This window comes from Lentzea sp. NBRC 102530, from assembly GCF_030269365.1.
Lineage (GTDB): Bacteria > Actinomycetota > Actinomycetes > Mycobacteriales > Pseudonocardiaceae > Lentzea.
Genome location: NZ_BSTF01000004.1, coordinates 213,040 through 227,456 on the forward strand (window position 1 = coordinate 213,040; position 14,417 = coordinate 227,456).

A 14,417-nucleotide genomic window follows, 5' to 3' on the forward strand; every position below is an offset into this window, starting at 1 on the left:
CCCGGGGGTTGCCCCCGGCCCCCGGGACGGACCTCCCCGGTCGAATGCGAGAAAGAGGACGCAACGGTGAGCAAAGAGGTTCTGCTGGTGGCCGGCACCCGGCCGGAAGCGCTGAAGATCGCCCCGGTCGCCATCGCCCTGCGCGGCCACCCCGGCCTACGTCCCACGATCGTCCACAGCGGACAGCACTCCGGCATGGTCGAGCAGGCGCTCGGCGCGTTCGACCTGGTGCCGGACATCCGCCTGGACGTCCCCCGCAGCACCGGCACGCAGGCCGAACTGGTCTCCCGGCTGCTGCCCGAGTTCGACGCCGTGCTGGAGGAACGCGACCCCGCGGTCACCCTCGTGCAGGGCGACACCACGACGACGCTGGCCGCGGCCCTCGCCTCGTTCTGGCGCGGCATCCCCGTGGCGCACCTGGAAGCCGGGCTGCGCACCGGTGACCTCTACGGCCCGTTCCCCGAGGAGGGGAACCGGCAGATGATCTCCCGCATCACGTCGCTGCACCTCGCGCCGACCGACGACGCGGCGAACGCGCTGGGCGGGGAATCCCTGCCGGACAGCCACATCGTCGTCACCGGCAACACCGTCGTGGACGCCGTGCAACGCGTCGCGGCGCTCGACCTGCCCGCACGCAGCCCCGACGTCGTGGCCCTGGAACGCACCCTCGACGCCACCGGTGGCCGGCTCATGCTGCTGACCGTGCACCGCCGCGAGTCGTGGGGCCGTCCGCTCATGCGCGTGCTCAACGCCGTGCGCGCCATCGCCGACCGCCACCCCGACCTGCACGTGCTGATCCCCGCGCACCCGAACCCCGGTGTGCGCGAGCAGGTCGTCTCCTTGCTGGGCGGCCACGAGCGCGTCGTCATCACCGACCCGCTCGACTACCCGGACCTGGTGCGCGTCCTCAAGCGCGCGTCCCTCGTGCTGACGGACTCCGGTGGCATCCAGGAGGAGGCGCCCTCGTTCGGCGTGCCCGTCCTGGTGCTGCGCGAGACCACGGAACGCATGCTCGCCGTCGACGCCGGGTGCGCCTGGCTCGTCGGCACCGACACCACCCGCATCCTCGCCGAGGCGGGCTGGGTGCTCGGCTCCCGGTTGCGGCTCCCGCTGGGGCGCAACCCGTTCGGCGACGGGCGTGCCGCCGTGCGGGTGTGCTCCGCCCTGGAGAGGCTGGCGGGGCTCCCGACGGCCCTGCCGCGCCGGGAGCCGTTCGCCACCCTGGCCGGAGTCCGCTGAAAGGTGTCACTCGGCCAGGTAATTGCCTACACGAATGGGTGACATGGGGTGCCGAGGCGTTATCAGCGCACCCCATCACAACCATTATCGGGCCGTGGGAAACGAGGCAATGCGAAAAATGCGCAAGAGTTCGATCGCAGGCGCGGTGGTCGCGTTGACGCTGGCGACCGCGACCCCCGCGTTCGCCGGCAATCCGCCGGGCACCGCGTCGGCGGGGTCGGCCGACTTCGCGAAGGCGGGCCAGGCCTACAAGGTCGCACCGCTCGCCGTGTGCGACGTGAACCCGGACGCGGCGGGCACCGTCACCGGGGCGAGCCCGGCCGTGAGCAGGACCGGTCTCGCGATCGGGGACACCAGTTCCACCTGCACCACCGAGGTGGTCGACCCGGCGCAGTTCCTGACCAAGACCACGTCGGTGGCCAAGGGCGCGGCGTTCGACCTGTCCGCGCTCGCGAGCCTGCCGGGTCTGAAGAAGGGCCCGCGGCTCAAGATCGGCGAGTGGAGCATCACCTGCACCGCCGACGAGAAGGGCACGTCGGCGGGCTGGGAGCTCAAGGCGATGTCCGGCTGGACCGGCCTGCCCAAGGAGATCAAGCCCGGGTACGTGCACGACGTCGTCGCGAAGGACGGCACCGTGCTCGCCAAGGCCAAGTTCACCGACACGGTGTTCCCGGAGCCGAACGACGGCAGCATCAGCATGACGCTGCTGAAGATCACCTTCGAACCGTCGTCCGGCTACACCGGCACCGTCACCGTCGGCACGGTGGCCTGCTCGCCGACGCCGTAAGGCCTAAGAGACCCGGACACCCGCGGCGAGCAGCTCTTCGACGGCCGCGTCGCGGGTCGTCTGGGCCACGGCCGCCGTCAGGTCCACGAGGACCGTCGTGCGGAACCCGTTGCGGTGCGCGTCCAACGCCGTGGCGCGCACGCAGTGGTCGGTCGCGATGCCGACGACGTCGACCTCGGTCACGCCCTTGTCCGTCAGCCAGCCCGCGAGGTCGTTCTCCGCCTCGAAACCCGAGTAGGCGGCGGCGAACCGGCCCTTCGAGAAGACCTGCTCGATGCCGGACACGTCGAGCTCCGGGTGGAACGACGCGCCGGGCGAGCCCGCCACGCAGTGCACCGGCCACGAGTCGATGAAGTCCGGCGTCAGCGAGAAGTGCGGGCCGGGGTCGACGTGGTAGTCGCGCGTCGCGACGACGTGGTCGTACGCCGACGTGGCGATGTGCTGCGAGATGGCCGCCGCCACGGCCGCACCACCGGCCACGGCCAGTGAGCCGCCCTCGCAGAAGTCGTTCTGCACGTCCACGACGATCAGCGCCTTGGTCATGTCAGCCCTCCAGGTAGATCGTCGGGATCGCGGGCTCGCCGCGCGAGAGCTTGAGGCCCTCCCACGGCACGCTCACCAGCGCCGCCCGCAGGCGTTCGCGGCTCTGCTCGAGCGAGGGGACCTCGTCGGTCTGCTGCCCGTCGCGCATCAGCGGGAGCTGCACCAGCCTGTCGTACTCGCCGAGCTCGGGTTGCGCCGAGGCCTGGAACACGACCTCTTCCAGCGCCGTTCCGGTGTCCTTGTGCCGGCGCAGCGCCTTCTTCCAGCCGCCGCGCGACTGCTTCGACGTGCTGCGCTTCTCGACGTGCCTGCCGTCGACCTCGACCAGCTTGTAGACCATGCCCGCGGTCGGCGCGCCCGAACCGGTGACGACCGACGTGCCGACGCCGTACGCGTCCACGGGCTCCGCGCGCAGGGCGGCGATCGCGTACTCGTCGAGGTCGCTCGACACGACGATGCGGGTGTTGCGGGCGCCCAGCGAGTCGAGCTGGTCGCGGGCCTGCCTCGCCATCACGCCGAGGTCGCCCGAGTCGATGCGGATCGCGCCGAGTTCGGGGCCCGCGACGGCGATGGCCTTCTTGATGCCCTCGGAGATGTCGTAGGTGTCGACCAGCAAGGTCGTGCCGACGCCGAGCGCCTCGACCTGGCTCGCGAACGCCTCTTCCTCGGTGTCGTGCAGCAACGTGAACGCGTGCGCGCACGTGCCGGCCGTCGGGATGCCGTGCCGGCGCCCCGCCTCGAGGTTCGAGGTGGCGTGGAAGCCCGCCAGGTAGGCCGCGCGGGCGCACGCCACGGCAGCCTCCTCGTGCGTGCGCCGGGAACCCATCTCGATCATGTGACGGCCGTTCGCGGCGGTCACCATGCGGGCGGCGGCGGACGCGATGGCGCTGTCGTGGTTGAGGATCGAGAGCGCGAGCGTCTCCAGCACGACCCCCTCCGCGAACGACGCCCGGACCGTCAGGACCGGCGATCCGGGGAAGTACAGCTCGCCCTCGGGGTAGCCGTCGACCTCGCCGGTGAAGCGGTAGTTCGCGAGCCATTCCAAAGTGGAATCGTCGACGACCGCGTTGCGGCGCAGCTGGTCGATCTCCTCCTCGCCGAAGCGGAAGTCCGCGATCGCGTCCAGCAACCTGTTCACGCCGGCGACCACGCCGTAGCGGCGTCCGTCCGGGAGCCTGCGGGCGAAGACCTCGAACACGCACGGACGGTCACCAGTGCCGTCACGCAGCGCGGCCGCGAGCATGGTGAGCTCGTAGTGGTCGGTCAGCAACGCGGTCGAGTTCATGGTCACCAACCCTAAGGTCGCAGGTGGTTTACCCGCACGCGGTCTCCGTCACTGCGGCGAACATGACACCATTGGCGGTATGACCACGCCCGTCGAACAGGAACGGACGCAGCCGGAGGCCGTCGGTGAGGAAGTCGCCGCCGAGGACCGACCCTGGCAGACCGTGGTCTGGAACGACCCGGTAAACCTCATGTCCTACGTGACGTACGTGTTCCAGAAGCTGTTCGGCTTCAGCAGGGACCATGCGACCAAGCTGATGCTCGACGTGCACCACAAGGGCAAGGCGATCGTGACATCGGGGACCAAGGACAAGGTGGAGGCCGACGTGGCGAAGCTCCACGCGGCGGGGCTCTGGGCGACCATGCAGCGGTCCTCGTGAAGAGGTGGATCCGCGACGGTGACGTCGTCGTCGGCAGGCTGGACCGGCAGGAGGCCGCGGTCGTGCGCGGTCTGGTCAGCCAGATCCAGGACATGCTGATCGCCCGAGCCGAGGAAGCACCGCAGGACGAGCTGGCCGAGCTGACCGGCATCAGGACGGGCCCGTCGGAGGCACCCGACGACCCGATCCTCGGCAGGCTGCTGCCCGACTTCCACCGGCTCGACGACGACGCGCCCGACCCGGACGAGGTCAACTCGGCCGCGGCGTTGCGCTCACTGCACGAGCCGGAGCTGCTCGACCACAAGACCGGTGCGGCCGAGGTCGTGCTGGAGACCTGCTCGCCCGACGGCGGGGAGATCCGGCTGTCGATCGCGCAGGCCGAGGCGTGGATGGCGTCCTTGAACGACGTGCGTCTGGCCCTCGGGACGGCGTTGGACGTCACCGAGGACATGCCGGACGAGCTGCCGCCGGAGGACCCGCGCTCGCCGCACCTCGGCGTGTACCACTGGCTGACCTGGGTGCAGGACACGCTGGTCGAAGCGATGATGCCGTGAGGTGCACGCACCACCGGGCTGATCCGGGCGGGGCGGCGCGCTCGGGGGACCTGCCGTGATTCCCGGCGTTCTCGTCGGGCACCACCACCGCATCGAGGACGGCTGGGCCACCGGCACGACCGTCGTGCTCGTGCCGGCAGGGGCCGTCGGCGCGGTCGACGGCCGGGGCGGCGCGCCCGGGACCCGCGAGACCGACCTGCTCGACCCGTCGAACCTGGTCCAGCAGGTGCACGCGGTGTGCCTGTCCGGCGGCTCGGCCTACGGGCTCGCGGCGGCCGACGGCGTCATGCGCTGGCTCTCCGAACGCTCCATCGGCTTCCAGGTCGGCCCGCAACCGCACCACGTCGTGCCGATCGTGCCCGGCGCGGTGATCTTCGACCTGCCGATGTCCGAGTGGGGCAACCGGCCGGACCCGTCGTTCGGCCACGCGGCCTGCGAGGCGGCCGCCGAGACGTTCGAACTCGGCTGCGTCGGCGCCGGTGCCGGGGCGCGCGTCGGGTCGCTCAAGGGCGGTGTCGGCGCCGCTGTGCGGCAGGTCGGTGAGCACAAGATCGGCGCGCTGGCCGTGGTGAACGCCGCGGGTGAGGTCGTCGACCGGGCGTCCGGACTGCCGTGGCTGCCGTCGCTGGGGACGAGCGCCGTGGCGTTGCCCGAACGCAAGCCGGACGGCCTCAACACCACGATCGGCGTCGTCACCGTCGACGCCGACCTGTCCAAGGCGGAGTGCCGCCGGATCGCGATGGCCGCGCAGGACGGACTGGCCCGCGCCGTGCGGCCCGCGCACTCGATGTTCGACGGCGACACGGTGTTCGCACTGGCCACGGGGGCCGTACCGCTCGCGGAACCGAGGGTGTTCGCGCTGGACGCGTTGTGCGCCGCGGCCGCCGAGGTGTTCGCGGAGGCCGTGGTGTCCGGGGCGCGCGAGGCCACGTCGTTGAACGGCGTGACGGCGTTCCGCGACCTCTGAGCCGGGGTAGCCCTCCGGCATGACCGATGTCGTTGATCAGGCCGCAGCCGTCGTGACCGAGTTCGCCCCGCCCGGTGCGGCGCGCGAGATCCCCGGCCGGGAACTGGCGGTGGTCGCTCCCGCCGGGTTGTTCGCCGCCTCGTTCCTGGTGCCGCCCGCCGTGGGCAAGGTGCTGATGAAGCTCGGCGTGGCCGCCACCCCGCTGGCCGCGTGGGCCGAGCTGGCCGCGTGGCGAGGCCTGGACCAGGCCCAGCGACGGAGGGGCGTCGCGTTGCTGGCGCTCTACCTCGTGGTGGTGCTCAGCCGGCGTCGATGAACGCCTTGAAGCGGTCGAGCCCCTGCTCGGCCCGTTCCCGTGCGGCCCTGGTGATCCGGCCCGCGAAGAGCCGCGACACGCCCGAGAGCCGCATCTCGTCCGAGTACGTCAGCAACGTCCGGTCGTCGCCCAGCCGGGAGTACCGGTAGCTGACGGTGTGCGTCCGCGCCCGCGACTCGTAGCGGAACGAGCGTTCGTCGGCGTTGGCGGCCAGCACCGTCTCCTCCAGCCTGCCGTGCCGGTACCGCAGGGTCGCCGTGGCACCGGCCGCGCCCGGCGTCTGGCTGTGCTGGGTGATGCTCACGAGGTCGGGCTGCCACGCGTGCAGGTGCGCGGGATCGGACGTGAGGACCCGCACCCGTTCGATCGGCCGGTCGAGGACGATCTCCTTCGTGAAGCGCATCGCGCCAGGTTAAACCAGGTGCACGCGCCGGTATCTCGCATACCGAGACAACTCCCGCCAGCCCGTAGGATTGGGGACGTGCTGGTGATTCGCCGTGACCTGGTGGACGCGATGGTGGCCCACGCGCGCCGCGACCATCCCGACGAGGCGTGCGGGGTGATCGCCGGGCCGTACGGGTCCGACCGCCCTGAGCGCTTCATCGAGATGGAGAACGCGGAGCGGTCGCCGACGTTCTACCGGTTCGACGCGGCCGAGCAGCTCAAGGTGTGGCGCGAGATGGACGCGAACGACGAGGTGCCGGTGGTCATCTACCACTCGCACACCGCGACGGAGGCGTACCCGTCCCGCACCGACATCTCGTTCGCGGGCGAGCCGGAGGCGCACTACGTGCTGGTCTCCACGCGTGACCCCGACGAGCACGAGCTGAGGTCGTACCGCATCGTCGACGGTGTCGTGACCGAGGAACCGGTCAAGATCATCGAATCCTGAGTTGCACCCGTTTCCCGGAGGTAGAAGCACCATGGCAGTCACCGTGTCGATCCCGACGATCCTGCGCACCCACACCGGGGGCGAGAAGTCGGTGTCCGCCAGCGGTACGACGCTCGCCGAGATCATCGACGACCTGGAGAACAACCACGGCGGCCTCAAGGCCCGCCTGGTCAAGGAGGGCACGCTGCACCGCTTCGTCAACGTCTACGTCAACGACGAGGACGTGCGCTTCTCCGGTGGCCTCGCGGCCGAGGTGAAGGACGGCGACAACGTCACCATCCTCCCGGCCGTCGCAGGCGGCTGATCTCCGACATGGCCCGCTACGACTCGCTGCTCGACGCGCTCGGCGGAACGCCGCTGGTGGGCCTGCCGCGCCTGGCGCCGTCCGAGAACGTGCGCATCTGGGCGAAGCTCGAGGACCGCAACCCGACCGGCTCGATCAAGGACCGGCCCGCGCTGGCCATGATCGAGGCGGCGGAGCGGGACGGCGTGCTGCGTCCCGGCGCGACGATCCTCGAGCCGACGTCCGGCAACACCGGCATCTCGCTCGCCATGGCCGCGAAGCTCAAGGGCTACGGCCTGGTGTGCGTGATGCCGGAGAACACCTCGACCGAACGCAAGCAGTTGCTGCAGGCGTACGGCGCGCGCATCGTGTTCTCGCCCGCCGCCGGCGGGTCGAACCAGGCTGTGGCCACGGCGAAGGAGCTCGCCAAGCAGAACCCGGACTGGATCATGCTCTACCAGTACGGGAACCCGGCGAACGCGGAGGCGCACTTCCGCGGCACGGGTCCGGAGATCCTGAAGGACCTGCCGGAGATCACGCACTTCGTCGCCGGTCTCGGCACGACGGGCACGCTGGTCGGCGTCGGCCGGTTCCTGCGCGAGGCCAAGCCGGACGTGCAGGTCATCGCCGCCGAACCCCGCTACGGCGAGCTGGTCTACGGGCTGCGCAACCTCGACGAGGGCTTCGTGCCGGAGCTGTACGACGAGTCGGTGCTGACCGGGCGGTACTCGGTCGGGTCCTACGACGCGTTGCGCCGCACCCGGCAGCTGCTGGAGACCGAGGGCATCTTCGCCGGCATCTCGACGGGCGCGATCCTGCACGCGGCACTGGCCGTGGCGCAGAAGGCCGAGGTGGCGGGGAAGTCCGCGGACATCGTGTTCATCGTGGCGGACGCGGGGTGGAAGTACCTGTCCACCGGCGCCTACGCCGGAACGCTGGACGAGGCGGCCGCCAGGCTCGACGGCCACCTCTGGGCGTGATGGAAGCCTGCTGACTCAGGCGCCCTTCCAGGCCAGATCTTCACTCATGTGCATCCCCCCAGATGCTCGTGCGGTCCGGTGAACTGCTTCTTTGTAGTTCACCGGCGTACGGGCGCACATCCGTATAAACCGCAAGACTGCCTACGTATGGCGCTCATCAACTCAGGTTGAGCCGTGCAGCGATCATAACGCGGTTCTTGACGCCCAGAGCTGCGAATATCTGCTGCACTTGGGTCTCGACAGTGCGCTGCGACTTGTGCAGCCGGACCGCGATCTCGCGGTTGGTGAGACCTTCGGCGACGAGTTTCGCCACCTCCAGCTGCGCCGGGGTGAGCGGACCGGTGTCCTCGCCGAGCGCGACCGCGAAGATCTCGTCGAACGACCTCAGCCCCACGCCCGCCGCGTGCTCCCGGCGGTACTCGGGGTCGCGTGCCCTCGCCACGGCCTGCGCGCGTTGCCGACGGAACGTCTCGTGGCTCGCGAGCGGACGGCCGGTCAGCCGTTGCGCGGCCTCCGCGGCGCCGAGCAACCGGGCGGCCCGCCGTGCCTGCCCGCTCGCCGCCGTCGCCCAGGCGAGCGCCTCGACGGCCCAGACCGGGCCCCACTGGTCACCGCTGTCACGTTGCCGGGCGAGGGCGGTGCGCAGCAGGTCGGCGGCCTCGTCGGGGGAGCCGAAGCGCAGTTCGGCGACGCCTCTGGCCATCAGCAGCCCGCCGACGGCGATCTCGTTGCCCTCGGCGGTCGCGGCGAGGTCGGCGATGTCCGCGCGCGCCTCCGGTTCGTCGGCGAGCAGCGCGGACGCCATCGCGACGTGCACGGAGAAGATCACCTGGCGCTCGGGCTCGAACCGGGCGCGTGCCTCGCGCATGGTGGCCAACGCCGCGTAGTCGCCGTGCAGCAGCCACTGGCGTTCGCCGCGCACGTAGAGCACGGCCGCGAACTCGCTGTCGAGCCGTTCGGCCTCGGCGAGCAGTTCGGCCGACTCGTCGTGGCGGCCGAGCGTGAGGGCGAGCGACGCGGCGAACGTGAGCGCTTCGAGGTGCCAGCGGTCGTGGGCGCCGCCTTCGAGCGCGCGCCGGAGCCTGCGGTACTGCGCGGGCCAGCCGCTCGCGAAGAACGCGCCGTGCATGCGGGCGAGCTGGAACTCGAGCTCCAGCGCCCGGCCGGGTTCGCGCAGGCTCGTCTCCAGCGCGGCCTCGACGTTCGCCATCTCCACCCGCAGCACGTCGACCAGCGCGGTGTCGGTGAGCCAGCCCGCCGAGACGTGCCGGACGAGCTCGCCGTAGTGGTCGAGGTGGCGCTTGCGCACGGCGTCGCGGTCGGCGCCGAGGCGTTCGGCGCCGTACTGCCGCAACGGTTCCAGCAGGTGGTAGCGGTCGTGCTCGAACGTGACGATCGACTTGGCGACGAGCCCGTCCAGGTCGTCCAGCACGGTGTCGGAGTCGCTCACGGCTTCCGCCGCGCCGAGGTCCCAGCCGCCCGCGAACACCGACACCTGCGCCCACAGCCGTTGCTCGTCCGGCGTGCAGAGGTCGTGGCTCCAGTCCATGACCGCGCGCAGGGTCCTGTGGTGCGGCAACGCCACCCGGTCGTTGCGGGTCAGCAGCTTCATCTCGTCGTCGAGCCGTTCGACGACCTCGGTGAGCGGCATGGCCCGCAGCCGCACGGCCGCGAGTTCGATGGCGAGTGGCAGGCCCGCGACCCGGTTGAGGAGCTTGACGACGTCGGGCCAGTTCTGCGGGGTGAGCCGCCAGTTCGGCGCGCGATCGGCCAGCAGCGCGACCGACTCGTAGGCCGTGCTCATCGGGGCGTCGGCGGGCGGGACGTCGAGCGGCGGCACGACGAGGACGCGTTCGCCGGGCACGCCGAGGCGTTCCCGGCTGGTGGCGAGGACCGTGAGGCCGGGAGCGCCGGTCAGCAGCTGCTGGGCGAGGTCGGCGGCGGCGTCCCTGAGGTGTTCGCAGTTGTCGAGCACCAGCACGGTCTTGCGGTCCGCGAGGTGGTCGGGCACCGCGCTGTCCTCGACCTCCAGCGCCTCGGCGACCCCGCGCAGGAGCATGTCCGGCCGGCTGATCGTCGCCAGCTCCACGAACACGGTGCCCGCGATCTCGCGCGCCAGCCTGGTCTTGCCCGCGCCACCCGCGCCGGTCAGCGTCACGAGGCGGTGATCGGCGAGCAGGTCGTGCAGGTCGGCGAGCAACTTCGTGCGGCCGATGAAGCGCGAGAGCATCTAGGCCTTGTCCTAGCCGTTGAACGCCACGCCCGGCACCCCCTGGCCGGCATTGGTCAGCACCAGCACGGAACCGTTGAGCTGGCGGTCCATCAACGCCTGGTCGGACAGCCCGGAGCGGGCCGAGGTGACGTAGAGGTCGGTGAAGTCCTGGCCGCCGAAGCAGCACGCCGTGGGGTTGTCGACGGGCACCTCGATCTCGCGGTCGAGTTCCCCGTCGGGCGTGTAGCGGCGCACGGCCCGGCCACCCCACAACGCGACCCAGACGCACCCGTCGGCGTCCACGGTCAGCCCGTCCGGCCAGCCGTCGGTGTTGCCGACGTGGGCGAGCGGGCGGCGGTTCGCGACGGTGCCGGAGGCGTTGTCGAAGTCGAGGACGTCGATGCGGCGGGTCGGCGTGTCGACGTAGTACATGAGGGTGGCGTCCGGGCTCCAGCCGACGCCGTTGCTCGTGTTCACCTTGTCCACCATGACCTTCGCGGCGCCGTCACCGCTGATCCTGGCGAGCCAGCCCTCGTCCGCGGCCTGGTCGTAGCGCATGGTGCCGGCCCAGAGCCGGCCCGAAGGGTCGACGCCCGCGTCGTTGCCGCGCACGCCCTCGCGCGCCCAGTAGACGAGCCAGGACTTGGTGCCGTCGCGGTCGACCAGCGCGATGCCGTCCCGCAGGTTGCAGACGATGCCACCGTGCGAGCGAGGCTTGGCGGCCCCGACGTGCTGGGGCATGACCAGCACCGCGTCGTCGTCGCGCGCCGGTGCGTACCGGTGCACTTCGGAGGAGAGGATGTCCACCCACAGCAACGTGGAGCTGCTGTGGTCCCAGGTCGGCCCCTCGCCGAGTTGGGCCGACGCGCGCACCGCTACTTCGATAGCCACCCAACCACCTTAAATGCCACGTACGCTGGTCATGTGGACCGCACCGCGCTAGCGAAACGGGTCATCCCGCCGCACCCTGTGCTGTCGTTGCTCGTCGTGGCCGGGTTCGTCGGCTTCCTCTACCTCGTCGAGGCCTTCGACGTGGCCACCGGCGGCTCGCTGGAGGACGACGGCGTGCTGCCGCGGAACTTCGGCGAGTGGGACAACCTGCTCTGGATGCCGTTGATCCACGGCGACTGGAGCCACCTCACCGGCAACGCCGTTCCGTTGCTGCTGCTCGGGTTCCTCGCGACCTCGGGCGGCCTGAAGCAGTTCTTCCAGATCACCGCCGTCATCTGGCTTTCGAGCGCTCTGGGCGTGTGGGTGTTCGGCAGCCCCGGCAGCCACATCGGCGCGTCCGGACTGGTGTTCGGGTTCCTCGCGTTCCTGCTGGTGCGCGGGATCTTCGCGCGCTCGTGGCTCCAGCTGCTGATCGCAGTCGGCGTGTTCGCGCTGTACGGCGCGGCGCTGTGGGGCGTGCTGCCCGGCCAGCCCGGTGTGTCGTGGGAAGGCCACCTGTTCGGCGCAATCGGCGGCGTTCTGGCTGCGTGGGGTGTGTCTCGTGACAACCGCCGCACGAGTGCACCGGCTACATTCACGGCGTGACGATCGGGATCATGGACTCGGGCGTCGGCGGCCTCACGGTCGCCCGCGCGATCATGGACCAGTTGCCGGGCGAGTCGATCCACTACATCGGCGACACGGCGCATGGTCCCTACGGGCCGCTGCCGATCGCGCAGGCCCGCAAGCACGCGCTGGAGGTCTGCGACCGGCTCGTGGACGAGGGCGCGAAGATGCTGGTCATCGCGTGCAACACCGCCTCTGCCGCGTGTTTCCGCGACGCCCGTGAGCGTTACGACGTGCCGGTGGTCGAGGTGATCCTCCCCGCCGTCCGGCGTGCGGTGATGACGACCCGTTCCGGCCGGGTCGGTGTCATCGCGACGGTCGGCACGATCAACTCGCACGCGTACCAGGACTCGTTTCAGGCGGCGCGCGACGTGACGGTGACCGCGGCGCCGTGCCCGCGGTTCGTCGACTTCGTGGAACGCGGCATCACGTCGGGGCGGCAGGTGCTCGGGCTCGCGCAGGCTTACCTGGAACCGTTGCAGCGCGCCGACGTCGACACCGTCGTGCTCGGCTGCACGCACTACCCGTTGCTGACCGGCGTGATCCAGATCGTCATGGGCGAGCACGTGACGCTGGTGTCGAGCGCCGAGGAGACGGTGAAGGACGTGGTCCGGCTGCTGACCGAGCGGGACGAGTTCGCCGTCGAACCCGCTGTGCACCGCGTGACGTGCACGGGTCCGCCCGAGCGGTTCGCGAAGCTCGCCGCCCGGTTCCTGCCGACCTTCGAACAGTGGGGCTGACGTGCTGCTGACCGTGCTCGGCTGCTCCGGCAGCATTCCCGGACCCGGCGCGGCCGCCTCCGGTTACCTGCTGGAGGCCGAGGGGTTCACGCTGGCGCTGGAGTTCGGCAACGGCGTGCTGTCGCGGTTCCAGGAGGAGCGGCCGCTGTTCTCGATGGACGCGCTGGTGCTCTCCCACCTGCACCCCGACCACTGCGTCGACGTGTCCTCCCTTTACGTGGCGAGGAAGTACCACCCGACGCCGCCCGCTGCCGCGTTGCCGGTGTACGCGCCCACCGAGGCCCCCTCGCGGTTCGTCGCCGCCTACGCGCCCAACGCCGCCGAGCGCTCTTCGCTGGACTTCGGCGACGTCTTCGCCTTCCACGGCCTGGGGTCGAAGGTCGAGATCGGACCGTTCACCGTGGAGTCCGCGGTGGTCGCCCATCCGTGCGAGGCCTACGGGTTCCGGATCTCGTACGGCGGCGTGACGCTCGCCTACACCGGGGACAGCGGGACCTGCGACGCCCTGGACTCGCTGGCCGACGGCGCGGACGTGCTGCTGAGCGAGGCGAGCTGGACGCACGCCCCGGACCGCGAGCCGGACCTGCACCTGTCCGGGCGCGAGGCCGGCGAGCTGGCCTCCCGGGCGGGCGCCGGCCGGCTGCTGATCACGCACGTGCCGCCGTGGACGTCGCGCGAGGACGTGCTGGAGGAGGCCCGGTCGGCGTTCGGCGGGCCGAGTGAGCTGGTCGTGCAGGGCGGCCGGTACGAGGTGGGGGAGCTGACATGATCGAGATCGAGCGGGTCGGCGAGCACGAGTTCGTCGCTTCCAACGGGCGCGGTGCGTCCGTGCGGATCGGGCGCAAGGGCCAGGAAGGCTCGTTCAGCCCGGTCGAACTTCTGGTCGCGGCCGCCGCCGGGTGCGCGGTGGTCACGTCGGAGACGTTGATCCTGCGCAGAACCGGAGGCGATCAGCTGACAGCCCAGGCGGACGCGGTCCAGTCCGAGAGCGGCAACGAGGTGATCTCCATCCCCGTGACGCTCTCGTACGACCTGTCCGCCGTCGAAGACCCGGAAGCCCTCGAGGTCGTCGTCCGGCGCGCCGTGGAGCAGTTCTGCACGGTGACGCGCACGTTGAAGCAGTCGGCGACCTCGCCGCTTCAGCTCCCGATGCCGCTCCAGACGGCCTCCGACCCGCTGTGACCCGCCCGCACGGTCTGCACCGTCGTGCCGACCGCGAGCAGCACCACCAGCACCGACACCACGACTGAGATCACCCGCCACGTCTTCGTGGTGGGTGCCTCGGCGTCCCGTTCGCGGTCCGCGAGCCGCCCGGCGACCAGCAGCGCGATCACCGCGACACCGAAGCCGAGCGCGATGGGCAGCAACATCGTGCCGAGGTCCGCGTGCGTCTGGATGAGGGGGTTCTGCACACCGTTGCGCTCGAGCGCCGCCTGGAAGTCCTCACCGGCCTGCTTGGCCACCGGAACAGCGGCGACACCGGCCAGCGTGACCCCGAGAACGGGCCACGCGTACTTGCGCCGCCACTTCGGGACCAGGGCGATCGCGATCGAACTGAGCGCCGCGAGGGGCAGCAGCACGACCACCGCGTGCACCAGCAACGGGTGAAGCGGAATACCGTCGATCGTCAGCATGTCTCTCCCTACGCCGTGGCGCTCCGCAGGGTTCATTAGGGTAGGGCCC

19 protein-coding genes are annotated in these 14,417 nt (G+C 71.0%); 13 read left to right on the forward strand and 6 right to left on the reverse strand.

Annotated features, from left to right (window positions below):
• The first annotated feature begins 66 nt into the window (after window positions 1-66).
• Together wecB and QSK25_RS12475 are read left to right on the forward strand one after the other, a co-directional pair.
• Window positions 67-1,239, forward strand: a complete 1,173-nt coding sequence (wecB, locus tag QSK25_RS12470; RefSeq protein WP_285638093.1) for a non-hydrolyzing UDP-N-acetylglucosamine 2-epimerase — start codon at window positions 67-69, stop codon at window positions 1,237-1,239.
• 118 nt (window positions 1,240-1,357) lie between these two features.
• On the forward strand, window positions 1,358-2,026 hold the full coding sequence (locus tag QSK25_RS12475; RefSeq protein WP_285638095.1) for a hypothetical protein: 669 nt from the start codon (window positions 1,358-1,360) through the stop codon (window positions 2,024-2,026).
• Between the two features lie 3 nt (window positions 2,027-2,029).
• Here the strand turns inward: QSK25_RS12475 and QSK25_RS12480 are convergent, their stop codons facing one another.
• A complete protein-coding gene (locus tag QSK25_RS12480) occupies window positions 2,030-2,569 on the reverse strand; it encodes an isochorismatase family protein (RefSeq protein ID WP_253321197.1) in 540 nt (179 codons plus the stop codon).
• Between the two features lies 1 nt (window position 2,570).
• A complete protein-coding gene (locus QSK25_RS12485; protein ID WP_285638102.1) occupies window positions 2,571-3,854 on the reverse strand; it encodes a nicotinate phosphoribosyltransferase in 1,284 nt (427 codons plus the stop codon).
• A 79-nt stretch (window positions 3,855-3,933) separates the two neighbouring features.
• Here QSK25_RS12485 and clpS point away from each other — a divergent pair, with 79 nt between their 5' ends.
• From clpS to QSK25_RS12505, 4 genes are read left to right on the forward strand one after another with little or no spacing between them, the layout of a single operon-like run.
• Window positions 3,934-4,233, forward strand: a complete 300-nt coding sequence (clpS, locus tag QSK25_RS12490; RefSeq protein ID WP_285638104.1) for an ATP-dependent Clp protease adapter ClpS — start codon at window positions 3,934-3,936, stop codon at window positions 4,231-4,233.
• On the forward strand, window positions 4,230-4,787 hold the full coding sequence (locus tag QSK25_RS12495; RefSeq protein WP_285638106.1) for a DUF2017 domain-containing protein: 558 nt from the start codon (window positions 4,230-4,232) through the stop codon (window positions 4,785-4,787). The genes clpS and QSK25_RS12495 overlap by 4 nt, the downstream gene beginning before the upstream one ends.
• 55 nt (window positions 4,788-4,842) lie before the next feature.
• Complete coding sequence (locus tag QSK25_RS12500) at window positions 4,843-5,754, forward strand: P1 family peptidase (protein WP_285638108.1); 912 nt, start codon at window positions 4,843-4,845, stop codon at window positions 5,752-5,754.
• Window positions 5,755-5,773: 19 nt separating this feature from the next.
• Entirely contained in the window at window positions 5,774-6,070 is a 297-nt protein-coding gene (locus QSK25_RS12505) for a hypothetical protein (RefSeq protein WP_285638110.1), read from the forward strand.
• Here QSK25_RS12505 and QSK25_RS12510 read toward each other — a convergent pair.
• Entirely contained in the window at window positions 6,054-6,473 is a 420-nt protein-coding gene (locus QSK25_RS12510; protein ID WP_285638112.1) for an SRPBCC family protein, read from the reverse strand. The genes QSK25_RS12505 and QSK25_RS12510 overlap by 17 nt on opposite strands.
• A gap of 78 nt (window positions 6,474-6,551) precedes the next feature.
• Between QSK25_RS12510 and QSK25_RS12515 the strand changes: the two genes are divergently transcribed.
• From QSK25_RS12515 to QSK25_RS12525, 3 genes are read left to right on the forward strand one after another with little or no spacing between them, the layout of a single operon-like run.
• The gene (locus QSK25_RS12515; RefSeq protein WP_352235771.1) at window positions 6,552-6,962 is read left to right on the forward strand and encodes a M67 family metallopeptidase; all 411 of its coding nucleotides are present in this window, start codon (window positions 6,552-6,554) and stop codon (window positions 6,960-6,962) included.
• Between the two features lie 31 nt (window positions 6,963-6,993).
• A complete protein-coding gene (locus QSK25_RS12520; protein WP_285638114.1) occupies window positions 6,994-7,266 on the forward strand; it encodes a MoaD/ThiS family protein in 273 nt (90 codons plus the stop codon).
• Between the two features lie 8 nt (window positions 7,267-7,274).
• Window positions 7,275-8,225 carry a PLP-dependent cysteine synthase family protein gene (locus QSK25_RS12525; RefSeq protein ID WP_285638116.1) on the forward strand — a complete coding sequence of 317 codons (951 nt, stop codon included), beginning with the start codon at window positions 7,275-7,277 and terminating at the stop codon, window positions 8,223-8,225.
• Window positions 8,226-8,382: 157 nt separating this feature from the next.
• Here QSK25_RS12525 and QSK25_RS12530 read toward each other — a convergent pair whose 3' ends face one another.
• A complete protein-coding gene (locus QSK25_RS12530; RefSeq protein ID WP_285638118.1) occupies window positions 8,383-10,455 on the reverse strand; it encodes a helix-turn-helix transcriptional regulator in 2,073 nt (690 codons plus the stop codon).
• Between the two features lie 12 nt (window positions 10,456-10,467).
• Window positions 10,468-11,328: an SMP-30/gluconolactonase/LRE family protein gene (locus QSK25_RS12535; protein ID WP_285638121.1), complete on the reverse strand. Its 861-nt coding sequence runs from the start codon at window positions 11,326-11,328 to the stop codon at window positions 10,468-10,470.
• A gap of 33 nt (window positions 11,329-11,361) precedes the next feature.
• Between QSK25_RS12535 and QSK25_RS12540 the strand changes: the two genes are divergently transcribed.
• From QSK25_RS12540 to QSK25_RS12555, 4 genes are read left to right on the forward strand one after another with little or no spacing between them, the layout of a single operon-like run.
• On the forward strand, window positions 11,362-11,973 hold the full coding sequence (locus tag QSK25_RS12540; protein ID WP_285638123.1) for a rhomboid family intramembrane serine protease: 612 nt from the start codon (window positions 11,362-11,364) through the stop codon (window positions 11,971-11,973).
• Window positions 11,974-11,984: 11 nt separating this feature from the next.
• The gene (murI, locus tag QSK25_RS12545) at window positions 11,985-12,734 is read left to right on the forward strand and encodes a glutamate racemase (protein WP_285638695.1); all 750 of its coding nucleotides are present in this window, start codon (window positions 11,985-11,987) and stop codon (window positions 12,732-12,734) included.
• 1 nt (window position 12,735) lies between these two features.
• Window positions 12,736-13,503 carry an MBL fold metallo-hydrolase gene (locus QSK25_RS12550; protein ID WP_285638125.1) on the forward strand — a complete coding sequence of 256 codons (768 nt, stop codon included), beginning with the start codon at window positions 12,736-12,738 and terminating at the stop codon, window positions 13,501-13,503.
• The gene (locus tag QSK25_RS12555; protein ID WP_285638127.1) at window positions 13,500-13,916 is read left to right on the forward strand and encodes an OsmC family protein; all 417 of its coding nucleotides are present in this window, start codon (window positions 13,500-13,502) and stop codon (window positions 13,914-13,916) included. The genes QSK25_RS12550 and QSK25_RS12555 overlap by 4 nt, the downstream gene beginning before the upstream one ends.
• Here the strand turns inward: QSK25_RS12555 and QSK25_RS12560 are convergent.
• A complete protein-coding gene (locus QSK25_RS12560; protein WP_285638129.1) occupies window positions 13,874-14,368 on the reverse strand; it encodes a DUF2231 domain-containing protein in 495 nt (164 codons plus the stop codon). The two genes, QSK25_RS12555 and QSK25_RS12560, sit on opposite strands and share 43 nt — an antisense overlap.
• Window positions 14,369-14,417 lie beyond the last annotated feature (49 nt).